This is a genomic window from Staphylococcus sp. GDY8P67P (genome assembly GCF_017892545.1).
Classification (GTDB): domain Bacteria; phylum Bacillota; class Bacilli; order Staphylococcales; family Staphylococcaceae; genus Staphylococcus; species Staphylococcus ureilyticus.
Genome location: NZ_JAESLH010000032.1, coordinates 82,947 through 106,541, shown reverse-complemented (window position 1 = coordinate 106,541; position 23,595 = coordinate 82,947). Strand labels below are relative to the sequence as shown.

Genomic DNA, 23,595 nt, shown 5'->3' with positions numbered 1-23,595 from the left:
TTAATACTCAAGTAATTTCTCAAAATATAAAACAGGCTACTTAAATTCCATGATTTTTAAGGAAATTTAGTAGCCTTTTGTATCAAGCATATTCAATTACACTAGTATTATTACATATTTCGCTTATTTAATTAATGTTTTCTTAACTTTTTTATATTGATATAACATAGCCAACCTCCAAGGTACAATCATACAAAATGCTAGTAAGAAAAACATGCCAGCAATTTCACCTGGATCTATTTTATTACTAATAAATATTTTTATAATCGTTCTAATCAACAATAGCGAAATTAAGATAATAGGAAAAGCTTTAGAACGCTTCATATATATTTCACTACCGTATGTCTCAAAACGAGACGTCCAAATCAATATCGTTGAGAAAAGCACGCCTAATATAATGCATTCTATTATTTCCATACCTGTTAATCTGAAATAAGGAACAACATACATTAATGCACCTGTTGCCATAAAAAACGGCGGTAAAATAATTTTCTTTTCATTTACTGGATATTGTTGCGCCTTCATTCTTACAACGATTACCCCAATACCCATTAAAAAAGCTACAACTATAGAAAAAACTAAATATAACATGCTTACACCTTCTTTATGTTACTGGCTAAATCTCCACCTAAAATAGTATATCATTTTACTATTTAACATTCAGTAATTTTAATATGTTTCATTTAATCTGTATAACATGTTATTTAGCCTTATTTGTAGATTTCAAAATTCAATTATGTATATATCAAATGATTAATGCCAACGTCGGGAGGTATTGATAGAAAATTACTCAAAATAAAATAAGCCTTGTTTCAGACTTATCTTATTCATTGCTATTTAAATAGCGCGTGTTGTATCACAAGCTGACAATGCATTTTCTAAAGTATATCTAAGATAATTCATATCATGCATTTGCATCGCATTGTGATATTCTTTGAAAGCTTCATCAGTAGAAAAGTTAATATGCATATTTGCTAGTCGATCTAAAACTTCTTTGTCTTCCATGTCATAAGCACTCTTCACTTATTAATACCTCCCTTATATATACAAATTATAACAAATATGATTTTACAATCAAATATTTACTGAATATTTAAAAAATAAATTACATTCACTTTCACTTTAATTATTTTAATGCCCATTTAAAAAACTTAATCCATCTATAAAATTTCGAATCATTATAGTATGGTTTGCAAATAGCAAAATTAAGCACCATCACATTTATATGACCGAACCTAGATTATATTCTCATTTTTTAAATATAATAGGTATTTGTTCAAACCAAAAAAGCTGACGATTTACTAGTAGGTAGTAATCATCAGCCTTCACAAGACGTTATTTCTTCTTCTTGAATGCGTCGTCTTGATTTTTATTCATCATTGTCATCATTTGATTTATTTTCTTTTGAGATGGTTTTTGACCCATCTGCATCATCATCATTCGTAGCATTTCTTCATTAATTGGCGGGTTCTTTTTCAAATAATCCATCATATATTTTCTCGCAAGGAAAAATCCACCGACTAGTCCTAGAATAAGTGCTAACACGATTAATAAAATTGCTAACCAAGTTGCCATTGTTTCACCCACTTTCCTATCCTAATGCATTTTACTAAAATAAGCACTCCTTTTCAAGAGTGACTCAATTCATTTATATTTCCAACCTTATGTATTATATCAATTATAATTTCAGTTTGTAAATATAATCCAATTTTTATTTATAAATAAAAATTGGTATGAGAACAAATGCTCTCATACCAAAATATTAGCTATCTTTTATACAAATGATTAGAACGATTGAATTTGATTTAGGACGTTTTCTTTAGTGAAACCATATTTTTCAACTACTAAATCACCAGGCGCACTTGCACCAAATCCATCAATACCAATAACTTTACCTTCAGTACCTACATATTTATGCCAACCTAATGATGATGCCATTTCTATAGCTATACGTTTTGTAATTGAAGATGGTAATATTGATGCTTTATATTCATCTGATTGTTGATCAAATGCATGCCAGTTAGGCATTGATACAACACGTACACCTTTACCTTGTCCTTCTAAATCTTTAGCAGCTTCAATAGCTAAATTAACTTCTGAACCTGTAGCTAATAATAAGAACTCTGGATCTTTATCTGATTCAAACACCACATAAGCACCTTTACGTACACCTTCTTCAACAGTTTCTTTAGGTAAATCCATTGTTGTTAGGTTTTGACGCGTTAGTACTAAAGATGTAGGCGTACTTTCTGATTCCATCGCTACTTCCCAAGCTACACGTGTTTCATTACCGTCTGCTGGACGAATAACATTCATGTTTGGAATTGCACGTAAACCAGCTAATTGTTCGATAGGTTCATGTGTAGGACCATCTTCACCAACAGCAATTGAATCATGTGTAAAAATAAACGTTGAATTTAATCCCATGATTGCTGATAAACGAAGTGCTGGTTTTAAATAGTCACTAAAGACGAAGAAAGTTGCTCCATATGGGTGTAAACCACCATGAGCTGCCATACCATTCACTGCAGCACCCATTGCAAATTCACGTACACCAAACCAGATATTTTTACCTTCAGGTGTATCTTTATCAAAATCAACCGCATCTTTAACGTTTGATTTATTTGAACCTGCTAAGTCAGCTGAGCCACCAAAGAATGAAGGCACTGTTTTACTAAGTGCTTGAATGACTTCACCAGAATCTGCACGTGAAGCACCACTATGTCCTGCTTCAAATTCTGGCAATTCATCAGAGTAGTTCGTTGGTAATTCACCACTGATTGCTAACTTAAATGATTCTGCTAATTCTGGATATTTTTCATTGTATGTTTCAACAAGTTTATTCCAGCTTTCTTCTTTTTCATTAGCACGTTTCAACATTGTTTGTTGGAAAATTTCATATACTTCATCAGGTACGTTAAAGCGTTTTTCAGGATCCAAACCATAGTTTTCTAATGCTAATTTTCTTTCTTCTTCACCTAATGGAGCTCCGTGTACACCATGAGAAGCTTGTTTGTTTGGTGCGCCGTAACCTATGATTGTTTTTACTTCGATAATTGTTGGTACATCAGAAGCTTTAGCTTCTTTAATAGCATTATCGATAGCATCTATATCATTACCATCTTTAACTAAAATATGTTCCCAACCATATGATTCAAAGCGTGTTTTAACATCTTCAGAAAATGCTTTGTTTAAATCACCGTCTAAAGAAATGTCATTTGAATCATATAACACGATAAGCTTATCTAATTGGTTATGACCAGCTAATGATGCAGCTTCATGCGAAATACCTTCCATTAAATCCCCATCAGAAGCTATCACATAAGTATGGTGGTCTACTACGTTAGCGTCTTCTTTATTAAACTTACCAGCAAGATGTTTTTCAGCCATTGCCATACCTACAGACATAGCAAAACCTTGTCCTAATGGTCCAGTTGTTACTTCAACACCATCTGTATGTCTAAACTCTGGATGACCTGGAGTTTTTGAACCCCATTGTCTAAATTGTTTTAATTCATCCAATTCTAAACTACCTGAAACATGTAATAAACTATAAAGCAACGCAGAACCATGCCCTGCAGATAATACAAAACGATCTCTATCAAAGAAATCTTTTGATTGGGGGTTGAAATTTAAGTGGCGTGTCCATAATGTATATGCCATTGGAGCAGCTCCCATTGGTAATCCAGGGTGACCTGAGTTTGCTTGCTCAACAGCATCGATACTTAAAGCTCTTATCGTATCTATTGCTAATTGATCTTTTTCTTTATTCATCTAAATGACTTCCTTTCTTATAGCAAGTTTCAGTACTATTATACCTTATTTAGTATTTATTTAACAAAAAATTGATTTAGTTATTATCTTTTTTATCTTTAGAATCTAATATTTTTTTCACCTTTTCAGGTGTTACATCATTGCCCTCGGGATCAATGACTCTTGTACTTTCAATTTGTTTTTTAAAGCTTTTTCGGAAAGAATCTAAATATGCCTTCCTTAATTTCGATTGCTCTTTTGATTCAGATTCAGTTAACCCTTGTTCCTTTTTCTTTTCTGCTAACTCATTTATACGCTTAATATCTACGGCATCATTTTTCGCCATAATAAACCTCCGTAATTCATAATATAGAAAATATAACAAAAAAATAAGCGAAACTAAATAGTTACGCTTATTTTATCATTTTCCTAAGCAAATTCACTTTCACAATAAAAGTGGCTTAATATTTTATTTGGCTTTAGCTAAAAATTGATTAAGTGTCCGTTCGCTTTTTTCATCTGAGTTCATTTGATACTGTTCGTCTTTTGTAGAAACATTTGTCATTTGATGATCTGTCATTTCGTACGTCTGTTCTGATTCCGTATTATAATAAGCAGTCAATATGAATACAGTACATAAAACCATTGTAGCTAACAATACTGCAATATAAGGTTTGATTTGATATATATATAGTTTAAGCATATAAGTCACTCCTAGGAACGTTTGTTTGTAGCTATACTTTATCAGAACATCTGTTCTCTGTCAATATAAAAACGAACAAACGTTTGTAAACGTTAATAATACATGCTATAATAAAAATAAATTAATGTAGGGAGTGCCTATTATGAGAGAATTAACTAAGCGACAAAATGAAATTTTTGAATATATTAAGCAGACTGTTCATTCAAAGGGTTATCCGCCAAGTGTTCGAGAGATTGGTGAAGCTGTTGGTTTAGCATCAAGTTCAACTGTGCACGGACATCTTTCTAGATTAGAAGAAAAGGGTTATATAAAAAGAGATCCAACTAAACCACGTGCAATCGAAATCGTTACCGAACAATTAGGTGAAACTGTAAATATGGAATCCACAATCCACGTGCCAGTCATCGGTAAAGTAACAGCAGGTATACCTATCACTGCTGTCGAAAATGTTGAAGAGTATTTTCCGTTACCTGAGCATTTTACATCTACACATAACAGTGATATTTTCATCTTAAATGTTGTTGGTGATAGCATGATTGAAGCTGGCATATTGGATGGAGATAAAGTTATCGTAAGAAGCCAAACGATTGCTGAAAATGGTGATATTATTGTAGCCATGACAGAAGAGAATGAAGCTACAGTCAAACGTTTTTACAAAGAAAAAACACGTTACCGTTTACAGCCGGAAAACAGTACAATGTCGCCAATCTATTTAGATCAAGTTGCTGTGTTGGGTAAAGTTGTCGGCCTATTTAGAGAAATTTAATTTTATAGATAAAGACACTCTCCATAAATAAGAGGCTACGCTTAGAGCGTAGCCTCTTATTTATTGTCATTTTTTTCTAAAACATCTTTTACTTTTTCTAGTATATCTTCTGTTTGATCTTTTTTATTTGTTGTCATAATACCTCATCCTCACAGAATACAGATACCCTTTTCAACAATGTATAAACACTATCCCGTATAATTTTCAGTCCAATAAGGTTGTTTGTGTTCATTAAAATCAACACCGACACCTAACGTACTAAATTCATCTTTAAGGATATTTTTTCTATGACCTAAAGAGTTCATCAATCCTTGATGAGCATATATACTACTTGGTTGACCATAAGCTAAATTCTCGCCAGCTGCATTAAAATCATGGCCATCTTGTTCTAATCTATCAAATGGTGAATCACCAGATTGATTATTATGGTCAAAATAATTATTCTCAGCCATATCAGTGCTGTGTTTACGTGCTGTATCAGAGATAGCCGTCGAATAATCTAACGTATTTAACCCATGTTGTACTCTTTCAGCATTGACCAAATCAAGGTTTTGCAGTTCAAAACCTTTTGCTAAATTACGCGATGGTGTTGCATATTGATTTTGAAGTCTATTCTCCATTTTTTCACTTACTAATAGTAGCGCAGTAAGATTATTGTCATTATGTTTGTCATAAAAAGCAGTTGTGTAAATGTTGTCTTTTTTAAAATTGTCAAATTCATTATCGCGAACGTCTATACTTAAATGACCTTTGCGTTTTGCAGTTATCGGATCACCTAATCGTTCTCTAACTATATTTTTAGGAGTATTGTATTTGATTTTAGATTTTGAAGAAATAACATTTTGATTACTGTATAGTCCGTTCACTTTACCTTTAATATAACTTACCATAATAAAACGCTTATAATTCTCCGAATAGTAAGTATACCATTGCGTACCATATTCATTTGAAGTAACACGTTTTGCCTTACCCAATTTTGTTTCAACTTCATCCTTTGACATATTCATTTGAATGTTATTCAAAGCAAATTCTTGCTCATCAGGTACTTTTAAAGCATTTTCAGTTTGTGACTGTTCAGAAGAAGACCAACTATCTACTTTTGCTTTAAATTGTTGCTGTAAATTTTCTAAAGGTGTAAATGCTTTGATTGGAGTAATTAAAACAATACAAAGAAATACAATTACATATAATAAAAATCGTTTAATTTTTTACACCCACTAGTTTATTAGTCTCTATCTCCATTAAAGATTGAGTTTCTTACTATAACATAATCCACTTTAGTTAATGAATTTAAATCATTGCCACCTGCATATGAAATAGAACTTTGTAAATCTTGTTGCATTTCAATTAATGTGTCTTTCAATAAACCTTTATGCTCAACAAACATTTTTTTACCTTCAACATTTTTGTGTTCACCTTTTTGGAATTCTGACGCACTACCAAAATATTCTTTATACATTTTTCCATCTAATTCAACGGTTTCACCAGGTGATTCTTCATGTGCAGCAAACAGTGATCCTACCATAACCATTGATGCACCAAAACGAATTGATTTAGCAATATCACCGTGAGTTCTGATTCCTCCGTCAGCTATTATTGGTTTTCGTGCAGCTTTACTACAATGGTTCAACGCGGCTAATTGCCAACCACCTGTGCCAAAACCTGTTTTAATTTTTGTAATACAAACACGACCTGGTCCAATACCAACCTTAGTTGCGTCTGCACCAGCATTTTCCAGTTCACGTACGCCTTCCGGAGTACCAACGTTACCAGCGATAACAAATGCTTCAGGTATGTGCTTTTTAATATGTTTAATCATATTAATGACAGCATCTGAATGACCATGGGCGATATCAATTGTTATATATTCAGGAATCACATTATCATGTGCTAATTTTTCAACAAAATCAAATTCACGCTCTTTGATACCAACTGAGATTGAAGCAAATAATCCTTTATCATGCATTTTCTTAACAAATGGTATACGCGCTTCTTCATCAAATCTATGCATAATATAGAAGTAATCATTTTCAGCGAACCATTCTGCTAACGTCTCATTCATTACTGTTTGCATGTTTGCAGGTACCACTGGCAATTTAAATGATTTTGGTCCAAATTTCACAGTAGTATCACATTCTGAACGACTATTTACAATACATTTATTTGGAATAAGCTGTATATCTTCGTAATCAAATATCTTCATAATTAAATAAACCCCTAACATTTATTAATAAAATAGTATTTAAAGGTAAGATTTTCAAATGAAATTCATAACTATAACTGAAAATACTTATACATACGATAGTTATTTCCGAACAATGACATTTAATTTATCTTTACCAATAGTTAATATACATGCTTTTACCTTAAATGTAAATGAACTAAAGTCTGAAATTACCAACTTGATTTTTTTACGCCTGGTATTTGACCTTTATACGCATGTTCTCTAAATGCAATACGTGACATTTCAAACTTTCTGAGCACCCCTCTTGGACGGCCAGTTACTTTGCATCTGCGTGTCAGTCTTGTCGGTGAAGCATCTCTAGGTAATTTGCGTAATGCTTCATAATCTCCTTGCTCTTTCAATGCTTTTCTCAATTCGTAATATTGTGCTACTAAGCGTTCTCTCTTTTGTTCCTTAGCAATTTTGGATTTTTTAGCCATAATATTCTCTCCTTTTAAATCGTAATAATTACGTTTTGTATAATAACACATTCTACTCATTTATCAAACTAAAATAATTAAATGATTAAAATCCAAATAATGATTATCAATTTAAAATATAATTAACTATACACTTTTCAAAATTAAATCTTATTGAAATTAATAATAGAATATGGTAATATTTTAAAACGTAATGATTCCTGTTAAGAAAGAGGTGTTAACTTTGCGCGTAAATATAACATTAGCTTGTACTGAATGTGGTGATCGTAATTATATTAGCACTAAAAACAAGCGTAATAATCCAGAACGAATTGAACTTAAAAAATTCTGTCCACGATTAAATAAATACACTTTACATCGTGAAACAAAATAATTCTGTGCTTTCATTATCTTTTTAATACGACACTTCAAGCTAATTGTCTGGGGTAAGACATCTCGGACTTAGCGTAAACGTCAATTCTATTTCATTACAATAGAATTGACGTTTTTTATTATATACTCATTTTTTAAGTTTCAATATTCATTGAAAAAATGGTGATTTAAAAACTTTAGATACACAAATTTACTATCGCTTATTACAAATTATAATTTATTTACCAAATTTAATAGTTATTTAACAATAAAGTGTTTAATTAACACTTTTAAATAAGTTAAGCGTCTATTAATCATGGTCCCCAAGCCTTATAATGAGATCGTATATTAAAATATATGGAGGCATTTTATATGGAAAATCGTCATATTACTGAAAATCAAAAAAAGCACATAATCAATTCAATAACGGAGAAAACAAAAGATAAAAGCGTATGTAACTGTGAACATCCAAATATTGAAATACTAGATGGACATTATTTTCTACCATTGTTAACTGCTTCTTTAGGAAATGATCCAACACCTATGATAACTTTATTGTGTAATAATTGTGGGAAAATGCATTTCTATTCACAAAACTTCTTAGGTATAAAAACACGATAAAGATTTTTAATGACTGTGCCATAAAATTACTTATCCTTCAGTCGAACATTATGTTGTTAGCGTTAATTAAACAATTCTTTAATAGCTTACAATTCTCCAACTTTGTAAGCTTTTTTATAAATGGATCAACTTAAAAATTAAATCATACTTAATACTTCAGCACGAAATATAAAAACGGATGATTTTTTACTTTATATTGTAAAAAATCATCCGTTTAATATCATATACGCATTACAGATAACTCAAATATTTAGAATAAATGAACTGTTTTCATATCATTCTATACACAAATGAAACATGGTTATGCATGTATAACAAAATACACTTATTAATCTGCAATTTCTAGGTCTACATCATTAATGTCAATGCCTAGTGCTTTCGCAACACCTTTACCATACTCGCTATCCGCTTTATAGCAGTGACGAATATGACGATGTTGTACCTCTAAAGTAGTACCTTGCATTTCATTGGCTGTATTTTCAAAAATACGTTCTTGTTGTTCTTTTGATTGTAATCTGAATAAACGACCTGGTTGTTCGAAGTAGTTATCATCGTCTTCTCTGAAATCATATTCATAAGCTTCTCCTTCAACTTTAAGCCCAGGTTTTTTAAATTCAGGTTGATCTTCAAATGAGCCATCACTATTTGGATAGTAGTGTGTACCGCCACCTTGATTATTATCAAGAATTCTCATTTGACCATCACGACTGAATGGGCAAATATTTTCAATGCCTACACCTTTAGGTTGGTTAACTGGGATTTGCCAATGGTTCACACCTAATCTATAACGTTGCGCATCACCGTATGAGAATAATCTACCTTGTAACATTCTGTCTGGAGAGAAATCTATACCAGGTACAATATTTGTTGGTGCAAAAGCAGCCTGTTCAACATCTTGGAAATAGTTATCTGGATTACGGTTAAGTTCCCATTCCCCAACTTCAATAAGTGGGTAATCGCCTTTATACCAAACTTTAGTTAAATCAAATGGATTATCTTTATGATTTCTAGCTTGTTCTTCTGTCATTACTTGTATATATAATTTCCATTTTGGATAATCTTTATTCTCAATTGCTTCAAATAAATCACGTTGTGATGATTCTCTATCATGAGCAATGATATTAGCAGCTTCATCAGGTTGTAAGTTTTCAATACCTTGTTGTGTTCTGTGATGGAATTTTACCCATACACGTTCACCTTTGTCGTTATACATTGAGTACGTGTGTGAACCAAAGCCGTGCATATGTCTAAAGCCTTTAGGAATACCACGGTCTGACATTAAGATTGTGACTTGGTGCAATGCTTCAGGCAATGATGTCCAGAAATCCCAGTTGTTTTGTGCGCTTCTCATATTTGTTCTTGGGTCACGTTTTACAGCGTGGTTTAGACTTGCAAATAATTTTGGATCTCTAAAGAAGAATACTGGTGTGTTGTTTCCTACTAAATCCCAGTTTCCTTCATCTGTATAAAATTTCAACGCAAATCCACGGATATCACGTTCAGCATCAGCCGCACCTCTTTCACCTGCTACAGTTGAAAAACGTGCAAACATTTCCGTCTGTTTACCAACTTCAGAAAAAATGCTTGCTGATGTATATTGTGTAATATCATTTGTAACTGTAAATGTACCAAATGCACCTGAACCTTTTGCATGCATACGTCTTTCAGGTATAACTTCTCTATCAAAATGAGCCATTTGCTCTAAAAAGTACCAATCTTGCATTAATAATGGACCTCTAGGGCCTGCTGTCATACTATTTTCTCTATCTGAAACTGGTGCGCCAAATAAGCTCGTCAATTTTTTCTTGTTACTCATAATATTTCCCCCGCTTTTTTCTTATTAATAATAATTATTACCTAGTACTTATTTTAATCTATAATATTTGTAAAAGCAACTCACAATACATGTATAAAATAACAATTTTCAAAATATTTGAACATTTTATGGCTTTAAAGTCATAAAAAGCATTGCTCTTAAATCATAAAACCATTAAAATGAAGAATATATTTAAAATTCAATAGACTATAGGAGACTGTATTATGGCACAAAACAATATGAATCGTGGTCTAAATTCAAGACACATTTCTATGATAGCAATTGGCGGTGCAATTGGCACAGGCTTGTTTGTAGCTACTGGAAGTGTAATATCACAAGCTGGACCAGGTGGTGCAATATTAGCTTACTTGATTATTGGTGTAATGTTATATTTCTTAATGTCTTCAATTGGTGAACTTGCTACCTTTTACCCTGTATCTGGTTCTTTTAGTTCTTATTCAACCCGTTTTGTTGATAGTTCCCTAGGCTTCACCATGGGGTGGCTATATTGGGCAATTTGGCTATTAGTTACAAGTGTTGATATTATTATTTCTTCAAGTGTAATTTATTATTGGGATTTCTTCCAATTTTTCAGCCCAGTTACTTGGAGTATTATCTTCCTTGCTATACTTTTCTTACTTAATATTTTCTCTGTAAAAGCTTTTGGTGAAACAGAGTTTTGGTTATCCCTTATCAAAGTTGCAACAATAATTATTTTCATCGTTATTGGTGTATTAACGATTATTGGTATCTTAGGTGGAAAGACATATGGTTTAGGTAACTACGTAACAGGAGAAGCTCCTTTTGTAGGAGGTATCTCTGGCTTCCTTGGTGTTTTACTTGTCGCTGGATTCTCTGTCGGCGGTACTGAAGTCGTAGCCGTAACAGCTGGAGAATCTTCAAATCCAAGTCAATCCATGCCAAAAGCAATTAAACAAGTATTTTGGAGAATATTATTGTTCTATGTTTTATCAATCGCCGTTATTTCAGCAATCATTCCTTACACAGATCCATTGTTATTAAACAAAAGTGAATCTGTCTCACAGAGTCCTTTTACAATCGTTTTTGATCGTGTAGGTATTGCATTTGCTGCATCTGTTATTAATGCTGTTATTTTAACTTCATTATTATCTGCTGCAAATTCAGGTATTTATACTACAAGTAGAATGTTGTTCTCAATGGCTGAAGATAAACAAGCACCTAGATTTTTGAGTAAATTAAATAAAACTACTAAGTTACCTTTGGTATCATTGTTCGTAACTTTTATGATCGTTTTAATAATAATTATAATCGCTCAGTTTAAATCAGATATCGTCTTTTCATTATTAAATATTATTGGTTCTTTAGTCATCGTTGTTTGGGCTTCTAGTATCGTAGCACAAATCCGACTGCGGTCTGCGATAAAAAAACAAAACAAGAACCCTGATGAAGTACTACCTTATAAAGCTCCCTTTTATCCTTTAGGGCCAATCATAGTTATCATTGCGTTATTATTCTTATTCATAGGTAATTCAATTGGTGCAATTTTAGCAGGCGACATAAGTGTCTTAATTAGAAACCTATCGCCAATGATCATTTTAGCCATCATATATTTTGTCCATAAATTATTGCGACAAACTAAAATTGTTAAACTCGAAGATATTGATTTAAAAGAACATGATTATAATTAATGAACTGCACTGCAACAGTATTTTAAGATACTTTTTGCAGTGCTTTTTTAATATTAAAAACCTTACAGTTATTTATTACCTACCTATTCTAAAATAAACCTTTATCATGAGATTTTATAATAATTAAAAACATATCATATTTTCAGATAGTCAAAATTAGGGTATAATGAAGTTAATAATTTAATGACTTAGAGGTGGAAATTATGATTGGACAAACAAACCTATTTGACGATATTTTAGAAACTGATGAACGTTTCGTTATTGTTGTACAATCACTTGAAGAAAGACATGATCAACTAATCAAACGCACATTAAGAGAGTACCCAAGTTTAGATCACTCACAAATGGAAAGTCTTTTTAGCCATCTTAAAGAACTATTTTCAGAAGAAGCATTTGAAGACAATCAATCAGCGTTTTCAATTACGGTTTATACCAATTTAAATTATGCAGCAGATAATGTCTATGCGCATGTTAAAAGACATCGAGGTAAAAATGAATGGACACATACTGCAAAATAAGTACTTACTTAAGATGAGTCTGAGATATAAAATTCTTGGACAAATGTGACGTATTTTAGCGAAACGCTTGAGGAAACAGGACAAGCTGAAGACTACAGGTTAAAGCTATCATTCAAAAGGCGAGTCAATAATAGGAAGTATTAAATAAATGAAGCACTCAGATGATATAATTTAATTCATCTGAGTGCTATTTTTAGATTTGTGCCCCACTCTCATCTATATTCAGAATGAGGTTTTTGAATAAGACTATCAATCAAAGACATAATACAACATTTTAATTGAGTAAAGATTTCAGAGTATGTGGGATACCATCATTATCATTTGTTAAAGTAACTTCATCAGCAACAACTTTGACATCATCATTTGCATTACCCATAGCAACAGCTTTACCAACTACTTTTAACATCGATATATCATTCGAACTATCACCAAAACCAATAACTTGAGATAAGTTTATATCTAATTTTTGACACAACTCAGTAATCGCATTGCCTTTTGATACACCTTGAGCCATAAATTCTAAGAAAAAAGGTTTACTTGTAGTAACATCGATGTTTTCATTAAAATGACCATCTAAATTATTTCTAATACTTGTAATATTTGGAACATAATCAATGCCCATAACTTTAGGTACATCTTGTTGAATATATGCTTTTAAATCATCTACCTGTTTCATTGGCAGGCCTGTGAGTTCTGATTCAATGTTCATATATTCATGCTCACCCTCATAGACGATATAACCATCTTGATAAGTTAAAACAAACAAACTATGTGCTCTACAAAAATCAACAATACTATCAAAATCAGATTTTGATACAGTGCGACTCACTTCCACTTTTTCATCAGAAACGTTAACCGTTTTTCCACCATTATAACTTATGACATAACTTTTATATTGGTCTAATTTCAAATGTTTTGCTGTAGGCATCATACCATCTGTTGGTCGACCTGAAGCAAGTACAACTTTATAACCTTGCGCTTGGATATTCATTAAATACTTGGCTGTTTCAGCGCTAACTTCGTTATACGAAGTCATTAATGTATCATCCATATCCATCACTATTAATTTATATCCCATCTTATAATCTCCTTTCAACATCTACAAAACTATATTATAACAAATCAATCAAACTAATATACTACTTCAGATTCAACACCTGTGATATTGACTGTAACGAGTTCTGATCGACAATTCGTAAATTCACGTTTCAATTCTCTTACTAGTTCGCCGCTTCGTTCAGGTGCAATCAGGGTTAATACAGTTGGTCCTGCACCACTAATAACAGTAGCATAAGACTTATATTGTTTTGCAATCTGTTTAATCGTTTGGAATTCTGGGATTAAATGTTGGCGATATGGTTCATGAAAACCGTCTTGTTCCATCATTTTGCCTGCCAATTCATAATTCTGTTGTATTAAAGCACTAATCATCGTATTACTGATTGCACTATTTCTAACAGCGTTTTTATGCGAGAATGTTTCCGGCAAGACATTCCTTGAAAGCGTTGTACTCAATTCATTTGATGGTATTGTAATGATAATATCAGCTTTTGGCGGGTCAATATATGATACATCCGTCACTTTTGTTTCAGGATCATAATATCCTAAGACAAGCCCACCATAAATCGTGGGTGCCACATTATCAGGATGTCCTTCAAATTCAGTTGCCAACTGCAATAATTCATATTTAGAAAGCTCTATATCACCAAAATAATTCGCTATGTATAATCCACCTACGAGTGCAGAAGCAGAGGAACCTAAGCCTCTTGCTAACGGGATTTCACTTCTCATTTCAATAGATAGGGGCGGTAAAGTCACATCATATTTATTGGCTACTTGCTGTGCAATTTGATAAATATAGTGTGTTTCATCTGTTGGTAATGATTCAACATTAGGGCCTATATGTTTAAATGACCATCTATTGCTATTATTGATACGCACATCAAGATACAAAAATTTATTTAATGCCATTCCAATAGAATCAAACCCGACACCTAAATTAGCAGTAGATGCCGGTATTTTTAAATGTAATTGTACACTCATACTAAAGTGCTCCTTTAATATATTCTAAAATGCTTTCTCTATCATTTGGTAGTGGCTTAATTGGGTTATCTAATAATGAAATAGCTGTATCTGGATCTTTTAAGCCATTACCAGTCAATACTGACACTACGCGTTTACCCTTAGGTAACTTACCAGCACGATGCAACTTAATCAAACCAGCAATAGAGGCATTACTTGCAGGTTCACTAAATATACCTTCTTTTTGAGCCATCAATTGGTATGCTTCTAAAATTTCTTCGTCTGATACACTATCAATGAGGCCTTGTGATTCTTTTAGGGCATGATTAGCTTTATCCCAACTTGCTGGGTTACCAATTCTAATTGCAGTAGCTACCGTATCTGGATTCTTCACTACTTTATTTTGAACGATTGGTGATGCACCTTCGGCTTGGAACCCGTATAAATGAGGAAGTTGTGTATCATTTACGTCATGATACTCTTTAAATCCTTTCCAATATGCTGAAATATTACCAGCATTTCCAACCGGAATCGATAATATATCTGGTGCTTGACCATTCAGCTGTTGAATTACTTCAAAAGCGCTTGTTTTTTGACCTTCAATACGATAAGGATTAACAGAGTTCACAAGCGCGATTTCACCATTTTTAGCCACTTCTTGTACAATTTCAAGCGCTTCATCAAAATTGCCTTCTATAGAAACAATTTCTGCACCGTACATAACTGCTTGTGACAATTTACCTAAAGCTATTTTCCCTTCTGGAATAACGACAATCGCTTTTAAGCCTGCTCTCGCAGCATACGCTGCTGCAGAGGCTGACGTATTGCCAGTTGAAGCACAAATCACAATTTTCTTGCCTTCTTCTTTAGCTTTTGCCATTGCCATTACCATGCCTCTATCTTTGAATGAACCTGTTGGATTTGCACCTTCATACTTAACATGTAATTCAATACCAAGCATTTCAGACATATTCTCGCAATATATCAAAGGCGTATGACCTTCATTTAAACTTACTTTTGGTGTATTAGCTGTCACTGGTAAATATGCTTTAAATTCTTCTACAAGTCCTTGCCAATTTTTCATAAACATTAAACTCCTTCAACTGGATATATTTTCTGTACTACATAGCCTGATTCTTGAATCGTTGCTATCGGTGATTCATCAATACCTATAATAACCACACCTGCAGTATGTGCATCACGTTCAGCCACTACTAATGATTTATGAACAGGTAATTCGCCTTTTAACAAGGTTTCAACTTGTTTTACATCTTCCCCATCTGTTTGGACTACAACATAATAACTTTCCTTACCTTTAATAACAATCGTATCTTCTTCTTCATTCATCATTTCTTTGGTTTCTTCAGTTTTTAATTCAAAATGCGGGGGTAACGTATGTAAATTAGTATCAAAATTAAATGTTACATTTAATAAATCACTGACAACAGCACTTCCTGTTGCTAAACTACCCGCACCTTTACCATAAAACATTGTTTCTCCAACAGCATCACCAATAACATAAATCGCGTTAAATTCATCTTCAACAGACGCTAACTGATGGCTTTTATCAATCAAAGTTGGTGCAACAGATGCATTGACCTGAGCATTTTCATATGTACCTTTACCTATCAATTTTATCTTATAGCCAAATTTATCAGCTACTTTAATATCTGGTAGCGTAACATCGCTAATGCCATATCTATCAACTTCATCTAAATTAATTACTTGGTTAAACGATAAATACGAGGTAATGACGACTTTTCGTGCTGCATCAACACCTTCAACATCATCAGTTGGATCCGCTTCTGCAAACCCTAAACGTTGTGCTTCTGCCAAAGCTTCTTCAAATGATGTCTCTTCTTGAGTCATCTTACTTAAAATAAAGTTAGATGTACCATTTAAAATCCCCATAAATTTACTTATATTATTAGCATTTAAACCATTGTTTATCGCATTTACAATAGGAATACCGCCTGCAACACTAGCTTCATATTTTAAAGCAACGTCATTTTCTTGCGCTAAATGTTCTAACTCTCGTAAGTTTTCAGCCAACAAATCTTTATTTGCTGTAATCACATGTTTTTGCTCACTCAATGCGCGTTTTAACCATTCTACTGTAGGTTCAACGCCTCCGAGCACTTCGACGATGATATCTATTGAGTCATCATTAAATATATCTTCTATATCTTCTGTTAAGTTATATTTTGATGTGTTAATAGGCCTTTTTCTAGACTTGTCACGTACTAATATATGTCTAATATTAATATCTTTATTCATCGTTTCTCTAATTTGTTCTCTATTTTCTTCTATTATTTTTACTACACCAGAACCTACTGTTCCTAAACCAAGTAGTGCTACATTTAATTCTTTCATGTTTTCATTCCTCCGTTTGTTTATCTAAAAAATACAATTGTACAGTTGAAAAATACTTGAATATGGTATAGTATAAATTCATTCATTATTTTTGTAAAGTCTACGTATATTTAAAACGTATATATATATTATCACTCCTGTGATAAAAACTAAACTAAATTTTCTGATTTTTTAGAAAGGTTGTATAACATTATGAAAGTAACTAAATTCGGAGGAAGCTCTGTTTCCAATGCAGAGCAAATTAAAAAAGTATTAGATATTGTTAATTCAGATGAAGCTCGTAAAATTGTAGTTGTTTCAGCTCCAGGAAAGCGCGATAAAGATGATGTAAAAACCACTGATTTATTAATTCGACTTTACGAAAAAGTAATAGAACGATTGGACTACACTTCTAAAAAAGAGGAAATTATTCAACGCTACAAGGATATTATTAATGAACTCAACATGAGCGACACACTTTTAAAAACAATTGATGAGACTTTAGAAAATTACATAGCAACATTGAGGAAAAAACCATCAAGACTACTTGATGCTCTACTTTCATGTGGCGAGGATTTTAATGCTCAAATTATTGCAGAATATAATAACAGCCAAGGCATTCCAACGCGCTACATTTCACCTGGAGAAGCTGGTATTACCGTTACAGATTTACCTCAAAATGCGCAAATCTTAAATCAATCATATGAAGCACTGTATAAATTACGGTCATTTGAAGAAAAGTTAATCATTCCAGGATTTTTTGGTATTTCAAGACAAAATTACGTGGTCACATTTCCTCGTGGTGGTTCAGATATAACCGGAGCCATAGTAGCAAGAGGTGTCAGAGCAGATTTATATGAAAACTTTACAGATGTTTCAGGCATTTTTAGAGCCAATCCTTCTATTGTTAAAAACCCTGAAGTCATAAATGAAATTACCTATCGTGAAATGCGTGAGTTGTCTTATGCTGGTTTTGGTGTATTCCATGATGAAGCGTTGCAACCATTACACAAAGATAGAATTCCTGTCGTTATAAAAAATACAAATAGACCTAATGATATAGGCACCTATATTAGACATGATAGAGAAATTGATTCAAATAGTGTTGTAAGTGGTATTAGCTGTGACAAAGATTTCACAGTATTAAATATTAAAAAATACCTTATGAATAGACAAGTTGGTTTTACACGTAAAATATTAGCTGTACTAGAAGACTATAATATTTCATTTGATCATATGCCATCAGGTATAGATAACATTAGTATCATCATGCGCTCTAAAGAGATACAAAACAAAGAGGAACAAGTACTTAATGATATACGTAAAAATTGTGATGTAGATGAGTTAAGCATTGAACATGATTTGGCAATTTTAATGGTAGTTGGTGAAGGCATGCATAGAATCGTTGGCACAGCTAGCACAATTACGCATGCACTTGCAGAATCAAACATCAACTTAAAAATGATGAACCAAGGCGCCTCAGAAATTTCTATGATGTTTGGTATCGATGTGACAGATGCAGAGAAAGCGGTCAATGCAACTTATGAATATTGTTACACTAAAAATTGTTTGAATACTTAAATAATAATTCAAAACTTTATGTCTATAAAAAAATCCTTCAAATCGTATAGACTCATTTGAAAGTTAATGAATACTATTGAATGATTTGAAGGGTTTTTAAATTGCTTTTTTTTCAGATATAAGTGCTTGGTTAATACGTTCATCTCCGACTACTAAGCGTAAAATAACAAATTGATAATAACTTAATGAATCAATTACGCTTCTATAATTCGGTAATTGATGATAATCAATCGGATCTAATAATTCATACATTAACACAATTTCAGGTTTAATATAATCTACATCCCATTTGATAGAATGAAAATAAATATGCTTTTCAGGTAATCGAATATTGTGATTCCATCTAAACATCCATTCATCATTTTCTACGTCATAAACGATGATTGTCATGATTAACTCATCATTTATATAAATATTTGCGTGAGTAACATCTGCAAATTTTAACTTTGAAAAATCAGTAGTAGTATTTGTACCGTCATGTAACACAATCGTATTATCTTTAGGTATAAACTTTAAAACTTCACCTAGATATTTTCTTTCGACACTAATATCAACCTTATCGTCTAAATTAAACTCATCATGAAGAAAGAGTTGTTTTGCGACTTCACCATTATATTTAAACAGTTCAGGTACATTTTCAGTTAAATTTTTTACAACTTCTTTAATATTTTTATTATTACTAACTGCCAAATCTGTACCTCCTATCAAAAGTAAGCGTTTCCATTAATAATTATTATATTATTTGTTGTCGTATTTTTCAATGTGAAAAGCACAAAAATGTGAACTTAAACACATTTTTATTTAAAACTTGCCAATATAGCTATAGTCTTGTCGATTTTGTTGGTTCAAAATGCTCGGTCTGTTAACAATAAATAATGCTTCTGAACTATGGTATAAAGCCAACTGAATTTTAGCAATTTCTGGCAATGTTTGATACAGCGCCTTATCTACCATGTAAGGTGCAGTTGCAAAATAGTAACGAATGCGGTATCTCGCAAATGTTTGGATCACTTCCGAACCAGTAATAATATGTAGTGCATTGTCTACTTTTCCATTCGGCATTATGATATTAAAATCAGTGTATCTTGCGACATATTTAATGATATCTGTTGAAAAAGTAATGACTGAAATTTTAAGATTAGCATCATATAATTCGTCAAGAATTTGATAATTAACTGGATGATTATCGAATGCAATAACATCTTCATTATTTATATTTTCTATTATGTAGTTGATATATTTTTTCATAGTCGTCAATTCAATGTCCTCCAAACAGACTTTTCAATACTTAGTTTCATTGATAATATATGTATTACCCGATTTAGCACTTATTTAATAGGCATATATGTTTTTTAATTCATTAATTTCTATAATAAATCAAATCGCTCTATTATATATTAAGTAGGAATTGCTTATAATTAAAAAATATGATTATACTAATATTGAACTTATTAGTTAGTTGTATTTGTACTAATATAAATAAAAGAGTAAAATATAGTTTATTAAAAATATTTAGATTAGGATGATACCAATGTTTTTCCCGATTATTTTAGCAATAATTATTGTAATACTATTATTAGTTATTATTATTGAAAGAAGAGTGATGAATCATAAGCTTGAGACTGAATCATACGCAAAAGATCAGTTAATAAATAAAATTAGTATCATCACGCGTGAAAACACATATTTAAAAAATCAAATGCTTGAAAAAGATGTAAATAATGATACACATCATCATGGATTAAGAAAAGCAAAACAGGATTTAAACGACATATTAAATCAATATCGAAGTGAAGGTTCAATTTCATTTTTTGATATTATCACAACTGGAAATTTAGCAGTGAAACATCCTTTGTTTGAATATGCTAGAGCTTTCGATTACATCGTCATTACTGAAAAAGGATTATTTAATATCAATGTGAAAAACTGGAAGCAAAAAACATTTTATCATTTCACGGTTGACCCAACAAATGACACACAAAATAATGGAAGCGATACAGTAAATCAAACGGTTGGACGTTATATTGCAAACCAATTCCACAGTCAATTTCAATCAACACGACCAACAACATACACATTTGTAGAAAGAATTAGAAATAATTCTATTATTTATGACTTTTATAACTATGATCCATATGAACAGTCTTCAAAAAATGCCAAAGCATTGGAAGATAGAATTGCAGACCAATTAAACCACAGAATTCAAAATATTGGTTTAGTTTATTTTACAGATGGCAGCGTCAATTTAATTGATGGACCTACAGAAAGACAAGATTTTGTAGAAACAGTTTCATCCAAATCTTCACTAAAAGAAGTCATTGGTGAGACGATTGTAAATGCTCAAGAATCATTAACTGAGGCACAATACAATGAATTGCTTGCACATTTTCACTAATTAAAAGGTATTTAAAAAGCTGCAATAGAAATTTTGTTACGTGACGACATATCTGAAAGTGATTTAAATGAAAGAATACAAACTTAAATTAAGTAATGTTGAACACAGACAAACAAGCACGGTTAAAATCATAAAGATTTAAATATAAAAGAGAGCTAATCCATTAGGGTAGCTCTCTTTTTTGAGTATGTTTATTTATGTACCAGCCTCATTTGCGTTTAAGCCATTTGAAATTTTTAACTCCAAATATTTACTTTATTGCTTTTAGCCATCTGTTCTGCTTTTTCGAATAAGTCTCTATATTTTCCATTTGGTGAAAAATATTTTTCTCTTGCCAATCCTTTTTTCACTAACAGTTCATTGAACATGGTTTCTTTATCTAACCATACATATGCTAATGTGCGCCCATAGCGATCTTCTTTTTCTTTATCATATTCTAAAAAGACATCTTTATCGGTTAAATATTCTTTTGAAAAATCAGATGCTTCCTTACCATATGGTTGTACAGGTGTATTTGGTTTAACAGTCTCTGGCGTGTCTACACCTATCAACCTTACTTTAATTTGTTCATGCTGACTATTGTTTGCTACTAGTGTGTCTCCATCAACCACACGCGCTACATGTACTTTCTCAGTTTGTTTTGGTCCAGCATGATTGTTATTGGAATCATTGGATGAAAAAGGACCAGTACCATTAATAAACTGAAATGCTAGTACACCTAGTACAACTATACTTATAATTAATGTCGTAATTTTCTTTGTTGATTTCATTGTTGCACCCACTTTTTTTGAATATACCAAATTATCATATAGAAAATTAAAGTTTACGTCAAGATGCTCATTCCAAAGAAAAATTACGCTTTTACAACAAATGAAACTATAATAGTTCTTTATTTTAACTCACTTAACAAATCGTGCTATAATACTAAGATGATAGGAGTGAACAACTTGAGTATATTTAAGGAGAACATGATTACAGTTATTGCGATTGTTATAGCAATCATAGTGGGATTAATATTACAGTACCAATATCAATTCCCACCTCTTGTATCTGCAGTTGTAGCAATATTTTTAGGCCTTTTTATTGGATTTATTGTCTTTCTCATTCAAGTGATTGTAACTAAAAACAAGAAAAAATAGTACCTTCTGCCGAGTGTTTAAATCGGCAGTTTTTTATTTAAGTTAACATAATATTGTTATTGTTATTTTTATATATAGTAAAAAATAAGTTTTGCTTTAGAAGTTATATTTATAAAATCGCTCGGTTTAATGTTTTTTCTAATAACGTCCATGCTTCGTAATCTTTTTCATTTGAAAGGATTGCTCTAAACCCATAATTTAGATACATATTAACCGCTTGATAACTAGTGGTTTGAGAAGTTAAAAACGCTTGGTTATGATATTGAGATAGGCGATTCATTGCTTCAGATAATAAAGGTTTAGACAATTGCTTACCTTGATACTCTGGGAGTATCGCCACCCAATGAATGCGTCCGCAAATTTTACTATCTCTTATTAAATTTCCATACCATGCTGTTGTAGTACCTATGACTTCACCTTTAGGATTTTCAAGAAACAAACATCTTTGTTCCATTTCATGCATATTTTGTCCGAATTCAGTGTTAAAATGTGTCAATGCTTGATCTGTAGTATCAAATTCATTTACTTTCATTTCTAAATTTGCCCATTTTACTTCTTCTCCTATTTTAAAATTTCGAATTTTATATCCAACAGGCAATTCATACTGTGGAATACTTTCTAAATTTTCTCTTATCATCTGTACTTTTAAATATTTCATACCTTAATCCCCTCACTCACAAGCCATTTATCATCAGAAAAAGGTTGAGACATGATGTTCGTCTCAACCTCAATTAGTATAGTTTTCAATTCACTGAACCTTACTTGCATTATAACTTATAACGCTTGTATTTACTCTACTTCTTTTATAAATGTTAATATAGCATGAAACTCTTCTTCATTTGCTGAGAAAGCACGCTCTTCCACTTCACGAACGGTTGAATTGAGTAATTGATAATCCGCTACTTCTTCATCTTTTAAATATGCATTTATGCTACTTTCTAATTCTTTTAAGGAACTCGCTTTTAATGTACTTAGTTTTACTTCTTGCATGTAACTACAACCCCTTTTAATTATTTTTAATCATTTTAATAAGATTAAAAGTTATTTTTACTTAAAAAACTATAAATATGATATGTTTTTTCAAAACCCCTAATCTTATTTTCAAAAATTATATCACTTCATACATATTTTACATAGTTTTTTTATTCTTTAATAGTTCAAACAATGCTTATCGTCCTCAATTTCCACCCAAAAAGCTTTAATTAATACAAATAGGTGCTTAAAAAAGCAATCCAAATCACTTA

General features: G+C 31.8%; 27 protein-coding genes. 8 read left to right on the top strand and 19 right to left on the bottom strand.

All coding sequences use genetic code 11. The features are described from left to right. Nucleotides 1-123: 123 nt before the first annotated feature. The 6 genes from KA833_RS13045 to sosA all read right to left on the bottom strand — a co-directional run bounded on the left by KA833_RS13045 (nucleotide 124) and on the right by sosA (nucleotide 4,456). Entirely contained in the window at nucleotides 124-591 is a 468-nt protein-coding gene (locus KA833_RS13045; RefSeq protein ID WP_046208561.1) for a CcdC family protein, read from the bottom strand. A 246-nt stretch (nucleotides 592-837) separates the two neighbouring features. Next, nucleotides 838-1,023 carry a hypothetical protein gene (locus KA833_RS13040; protein ID WP_046208562.1) on the bottom strand — a complete coding sequence of 62 codons (186 nt, stop codon included), beginning with the start codon at nucleotides 1,021-1,023 and terminating at the stop codon, nucleotides 838-840. Between the two features lie 312 nt (nucleotides 1,024-1,335). After that, nucleotides 1,336-1,575 carry a YneF family protein gene (locus tag KA833_RS13035; RefSeq protein ID WP_019467986.1) on the bottom strand — a complete coding sequence of 80 codons (240 nt, stop codon included), beginning with the start codon at nucleotides 1,573-1,575 and terminating at the stop codon, nucleotides 1,336-1,338. Nucleotides 1,576-1,785: 210 nt separating this feature from the next. Continuing rightward, nucleotides 1,786-3,774 (bottom strand): transketolase, encoded by a 1,989-nt coding sequence (gene tkt, locus KA833_RS13030; RefSeq protein WP_070658478.1) that lies wholly within the window; start codon nucleotides 3,772-3,774, stop codon nucleotides 1,786-1,788. Nucleotides 3,775-3,850: 76 nt separating this feature from the next. Continuing rightward, nucleotides 3,851-4,099, bottom strand: coding sequence for a DUF896 domain-containing protein (locus KA833_RS13025; RefSeq protein ID WP_210128530.1), 249 nt, complete (start codon nucleotides 4,097-4,099; stop codon nucleotides 3,851-3,853). A gap of 123 nt (nucleotides 4,100-4,222) precedes the next feature. Continuing rightward, nucleotides 4,223-4,456 (bottom strand): DNA damage-induced cell division inhibitor SosA, encoded by a 234-nt coding sequence (gene sosA / locus KA833_RS13020; protein WP_107525846.1) that lies wholly within the window; start codon nucleotides 4,454-4,456, stop codon nucleotides 4,223-4,225. Nucleotides 4,457-4,598: 142 nt separating this feature from the next. Between sosA and lexA the strand changes: the two genes are divergently transcribed. Beyond that, nucleotides 4,599-5,222, top strand: a complete 624-nt coding sequence (lexA, locus tag KA833_RS13015) for a transcriptional repressor LexA (RefSeq protein ID WP_046208566.1) — start codon at nucleotides 4,599-4,601, stop codon at nucleotides 5,220-5,222. A 188-nt stretch (nucleotides 5,223-5,410) separates the two neighbouring features. On the opposite strand, the gene KA833_RS13010 is transcribed toward lexA, so the two are convergent. The 3 genes from KA833_RS13010 to rpsN form a co-directional block, all read right to left on the bottom strand. Continuing rightward, complete coding sequence (locus KA833_RS13010; protein ID WP_046208567.1) at nucleotides 5,411-6,427, bottom strand: CAP domain-containing protein; 1,017 nt, start codon at nucleotides 6,425-6,427, stop codon at nucleotides 5,411-5,413. Nucleotides 6,428-6,447: 20 nt separating this feature from the next. Next, nucleotides 6,448-7,425: a GMP reductase gene (gene guaC / locus KA833_RS13005; protein WP_046208568.1), complete on the bottom strand. Its 978-nt coding sequence runs from the start codon at nucleotides 7,423-7,425 to the stop codon at nucleotides 6,448-6,450. 191 nt (nucleotides 7,426-7,616) lie between these two features. Beyond that, nucleotides 7,617-7,886: a 30S ribosomal protein S14 gene (gene rpsN, locus KA833_RS13000; RefSeq protein ID WP_210128531.1), complete on the bottom strand. Its 270-nt coding sequence runs from the start codon at nucleotides 7,884-7,886 to the stop codon at nucleotides 7,617-7,619. 223 nt (nucleotides 7,887-8,109) lie between these two features. Here rpsN and rpmG point away from each other — a divergent pair, with 223 nt between their 5' ends. Both rpmG and KA833_RS12990 read left to right on the top strand, forming a co-directional pair. Next, nucleotides 8,110-8,259 carry a 50S ribosomal protein L33 gene (gene rpmG, locus KA833_RS12995; protein ID WP_017724369.1) on the top strand — a complete coding sequence of 50 codons (150 nt, stop codon included), beginning with the start codon at nucleotides 8,110-8,112 and terminating at the stop codon, nucleotides 8,257-8,259. Between the two features lie 350 nt (nucleotides 8,260-8,609). After that, nucleotides 8,610-8,858 carry a hypothetical protein gene (locus tag KA833_RS12990; protein ID WP_064209005.1) on the top strand — a complete coding sequence of 83 codons (249 nt, stop codon included), beginning with the start codon at nucleotides 8,610-8,612 and terminating at the stop codon, nucleotides 8,856-8,858. A gap of 328 nt (nucleotides 8,859-9,186) precedes the next feature. Here KA833_RS12990 and KA833_RS12985 read toward each other — a convergent pair whose 3' ends face one another. Next, the gene (locus KA833_RS12985) at nucleotides 9,187-10,674 is read right to left on the bottom strand and encodes a catalase (protein WP_046208571.1); all 1,488 of its coding nucleotides are present in this window, start codon (nucleotides 10,672-10,674) and stop codon (nucleotides 9,187-9,189) included. A 224-nt stretch (nucleotides 10,675-10,898) separates the two neighbouring features. Between KA833_RS12985 and KA833_RS12980 the strand changes: the two genes are divergently transcribed. Further along, nucleotides 10,899-12,344, top strand: coding sequence for an amino acid permease (locus KA833_RS12980; RefSeq protein WP_073342217.1), 1,446 nt, complete (start codon nucleotides 10,899-10,901; stop codon nucleotides 12,342-12,344). A 203-nt stretch (nucleotides 12,345-12,547) separates the two neighbouring features. Next, a complete protein-coding gene (locus KA833_RS12975; protein ID WP_046208573.1) occupies nucleotides 12,548-12,862 on the top strand; it encodes a hypothetical protein in 315 nt (104 codons plus the stop codon). A 274-nt stretch (nucleotides 12,863-13,136) separates the two neighbouring features. Here KA833_RS12975 and KA833_RS12970 read toward each other — a convergent pair whose 3' ends face one another. The 4 genes from KA833_RS12970 to KA833_RS12955 are packed head-to-tail and all read right to left on the bottom strand — an operon-like array spanning nucleotide 13,137 to nucleotide 17,257. Continuing rightward, nucleotides 13,137-13,940, bottom strand: a complete 804-nt coding sequence (locus KA833_RS12970; protein ID WP_210128532.1) for a Cof-type HAD-IIB family hydrolase — start codon at nucleotides 13,938-13,940, stop codon at nucleotides 13,137-13,139. 53 nt (nucleotides 13,941-13,993) lie between these two features. Then, entirely contained in the window at nucleotides 13,994-14,905 is a 912-nt protein-coding gene (gene thrB, locus KA833_RS12965; protein ID WP_210128533.1) for a homoserine kinase, read from the bottom strand. 1 nt (nucleotide 14,906) lies between these two features. Beyond that, the gene (gene thrC, locus KA833_RS12960; RefSeq protein WP_046208576.1) at nucleotides 14,907-15,968 is read right to left on the bottom strand and encodes a threonine synthase; all 1,062 of its coding nucleotides are present in this window, start codon (nucleotides 15,966-15,968) and stop codon (nucleotides 14,907-14,909) included. A gap of 5 nt (nucleotides 15,969-15,973) precedes the next feature. Beyond that, a complete protein-coding gene (locus tag KA833_RS12955; protein ID WP_210128534.1) occupies nucleotides 15,974-17,257 on the bottom strand; it encodes a homoserine dehydrogenase in 1,284 nt (427 codons plus the stop codon). Nucleotides 17,258-17,449: 192 nt separating this feature from the next. Between KA833_RS12955 and KA833_RS12950 the strand changes: the two genes are divergently transcribed. Continuing rightward, a complete protein-coding gene (locus KA833_RS12950; protein WP_046208578.1) occupies nucleotides 17,450-18,817 on the top strand; it encodes an aspartate kinase in 1,368 nt (455 codons plus the stop codon). A gap of 96 nt (nucleotides 18,818-18,913) precedes the next feature. Here KA833_RS12950 and KA833_RS12945 read toward each other — a convergent pair whose 3' ends face one another. Continuing rightward, entirely contained in the window at nucleotides 18,914-19,507 is a 594-nt protein-coding gene (locus KA833_RS12945) for a hypothetical protein (RefSeq protein WP_046208579.1), read from the bottom strand. Nucleotides 19,508-19,618: 111 nt separating this feature from the next. Then, on the bottom strand, nucleotides 19,619-20,065 hold the full coding sequence (locus KA833_RS12940; RefSeq protein ID WP_245336303.1) for a DeoR/GlpR family DNA-binding transcription regulator: 447 nt from the start codon (nucleotides 20,063-20,065) through the stop codon (nucleotides 19,619-19,621). A gap of 283 nt (nucleotides 20,066-20,348) precedes the next feature. On the opposite strand from KA833_RS12940, the gene KA833_RS12935 reads away from it, so the two are divergent. Next, entirely contained in the window at nucleotides 20,349-21,212 is an 864-nt protein-coding gene (locus tag KA833_RS12935) for an NERD domain-containing protein (RefSeq protein WP_046208581.1), read from the top strand. A gap of 236 nt (nucleotides 21,213-21,448) precedes the next feature. On the opposite strand, the gene nucI is transcribed toward KA833_RS12935, so the two are convergent. Beyond that, nucleotides 21,449-21,982 carry a thermonuclease NucI gene (nucI, locus tag KA833_RS12930; protein WP_210128536.1) on the bottom strand — a complete coding sequence of 178 codons (534 nt, stop codon included), beginning with the start codon at nucleotides 21,980-21,982 and terminating at the stop codon, nucleotides 21,449-21,451. Between the two features lie 177 nt (nucleotides 21,983-22,159). On the opposite strand from nucI, the gene KA833_RS12925 reads away from it, so the two are divergent. Then, entirely contained in the window at nucleotides 22,160-22,351 is a 192-nt protein-coding gene (locus KA833_RS12925) for a hypothetical protein (RefSeq protein ID WP_046208583.1), read from the top strand. A 109-nt stretch (nucleotides 22,352-22,460) separates the two neighbouring features. Here the strand turns inward: KA833_RS12925 and KA833_RS12920 are convergent, their stop codons facing one another. Then, nucleotides 22,461-23,009: a GNAT family N-acetyltransferase gene (locus KA833_RS12920; RefSeq protein ID WP_210128537.1), complete on the bottom strand. Its 549-nt coding sequence runs from the start codon at nucleotides 23,007-23,009 to the stop codon at nucleotides 22,461-22,463. 131 nt (nucleotides 23,010-23,140) lie between these two features. Beyond that, entirely contained in the window at nucleotides 23,141-23,341 is a 201-nt protein-coding gene (locus KA833_RS12915; protein WP_046208585.1) for a hypothetical protein, read from the bottom strand. Nucleotides 23,342-23,595 lie beyond the last annotated feature (254 nt).

Bases quoted from the DNA above. Each gene is read 5' to 3' on its own strand.
- KA833_RS13025 (WP_210128530.1), bottom strand. From the start codon at position 4,099: ATGGCGAAAAATGATGCCGTAGATATTAAGCGTATAAATGAGTTAGCA.
- KA833_RS13035 (WP_019467986.1), bottom strand. From the start codon at position 1,575: ATGGCAACTTGGTTAGCAATTTTATTAATCGTGTTAGCACTTATTCTA.
- lexA (WP_046208566.1), top strand. From the start codon at position 4,599: ATGAGAGAATTAACTAAGCGACAAAATGAAATTTTTGAATATATTAAG.
- KA833_RS12950 (WP_046208578.1), top strand. From the start codon at position 17,450: ATGAAAGTAACTAAATTCGGAGGAAGCTCTGTTTCCAATGCAGAGCAA.
- thrC (WP_046208576.1), bottom strand. From the start codon at position 15,968: ATGAAAAATTGGCAAGGACTTGTAGAAGAATTTAAAGCATATTTACCA.
- KA833_RS12990 (WP_064209005.1), top strand. From the start codon at position 8,610: ATGGAAAATCGTCATATTACTGAAAATCAAAAAAAGCACATAATCAAT.
- KA833_RS12970 (WP_210128532.1), bottom strand. From the start codon at position 13,940: ATGGGATATAAATTAATAGTGATGGATATGGATGATACATTAATGACT.
- KA833_RS12980 (WP_073342217.1), top strand. From the start codon at position 10,899: ATGGCACAAAACAATATGAATCGTGGTCTAAATTCAAGACACATTTCT.
- KA833_RS12940 (WP_245336303.1), bottom strand. From the start codon at position 20,065: ATGAAAAAATATATCAACTACATAATAGAAAATATAAATAATGAAGAT.
- KA833_RS12955 (WP_210128534.1), bottom strand. From the start codon at position 17,257: ATGAAAGAATTAAATGTAGCACTACTTGGTTTAGGAACAGTAGGTTCT.
- tkt (WP_070658478.1), bottom strand. From the start codon at position 3,774: ATGAATAAAGAAAAAGATCAATTAGCAATAGATACGATAAGAGCTTTA.
- sosA (WP_107525846.1), bottom strand. From the start codon at position 4,456: ATGCTTAAACTATATATATATCAAATCAAACCTTATATTGCAGTATTG.
- nucI (WP_210128536.1), bottom strand. From the start codon at position 21,982: ATGAAATCAACAAAGAAAATTACGACATTAATTATAAGTATAGTTGTA.
- KA833_RS12915 (WP_046208585.1), bottom strand. From the start codon at position 23,341: ATGCAAGAAGTAAAACTAAGTACATTAAAAGCGAGTTCCTTAAAAGAA.
- thrB (WP_210128533.1), bottom strand. From the start codon at position 14,905: ATGAGTGTACAATTACATTTAAAAATACCGGCATCTACTGCTAATTTA.
- guaC (WP_046208568.1), bottom strand. From the start codon at position 7,425: ATGAAGATATTTGATTACGAAGATATACAGCTTATTCCAAATAAATGT.
- KA833_RS12935 (WP_046208581.1), top strand. From the start codon at position 20,349: ATGTTTTTCCCGATTATTTTAGCAATAATTATTGTAATACTATTATTA.
- KA833_RS12975 (WP_046208573.1), top strand. From the start codon at position 12,548: ATGATTGGACAAACAAACCTATTTGACGATATTTTAGAAACTGATGAA.
- KA833_RS13045 (WP_046208561.1), bottom strand. From the start codon at position 591: ATGTTATATTTAGTTTTTTCTATAGTTGTAGCTTTTTTAATGGGTATT.
- KA833_RS12920 (WP_210128537.1), bottom strand. From the start codon at position 23,009: ATGAAATATTTAAAAGTACAGATGATAAGAGAAAATTTAGAAAGTATT.
- KA833_RS12985 (WP_046208571.1), bottom strand. From the start codon at position 10,674: ATGAGTAACAAGAAAAAATTGACGAGCTTATTTGGCGCACCAGTTTCA.
- rpsN (WP_210128531.1), bottom strand. From the start codon at position 7,886: ATGGCTAAAAAATCCAAAATTGCTAAGGAACAAAAGAGAGAACGCTTA.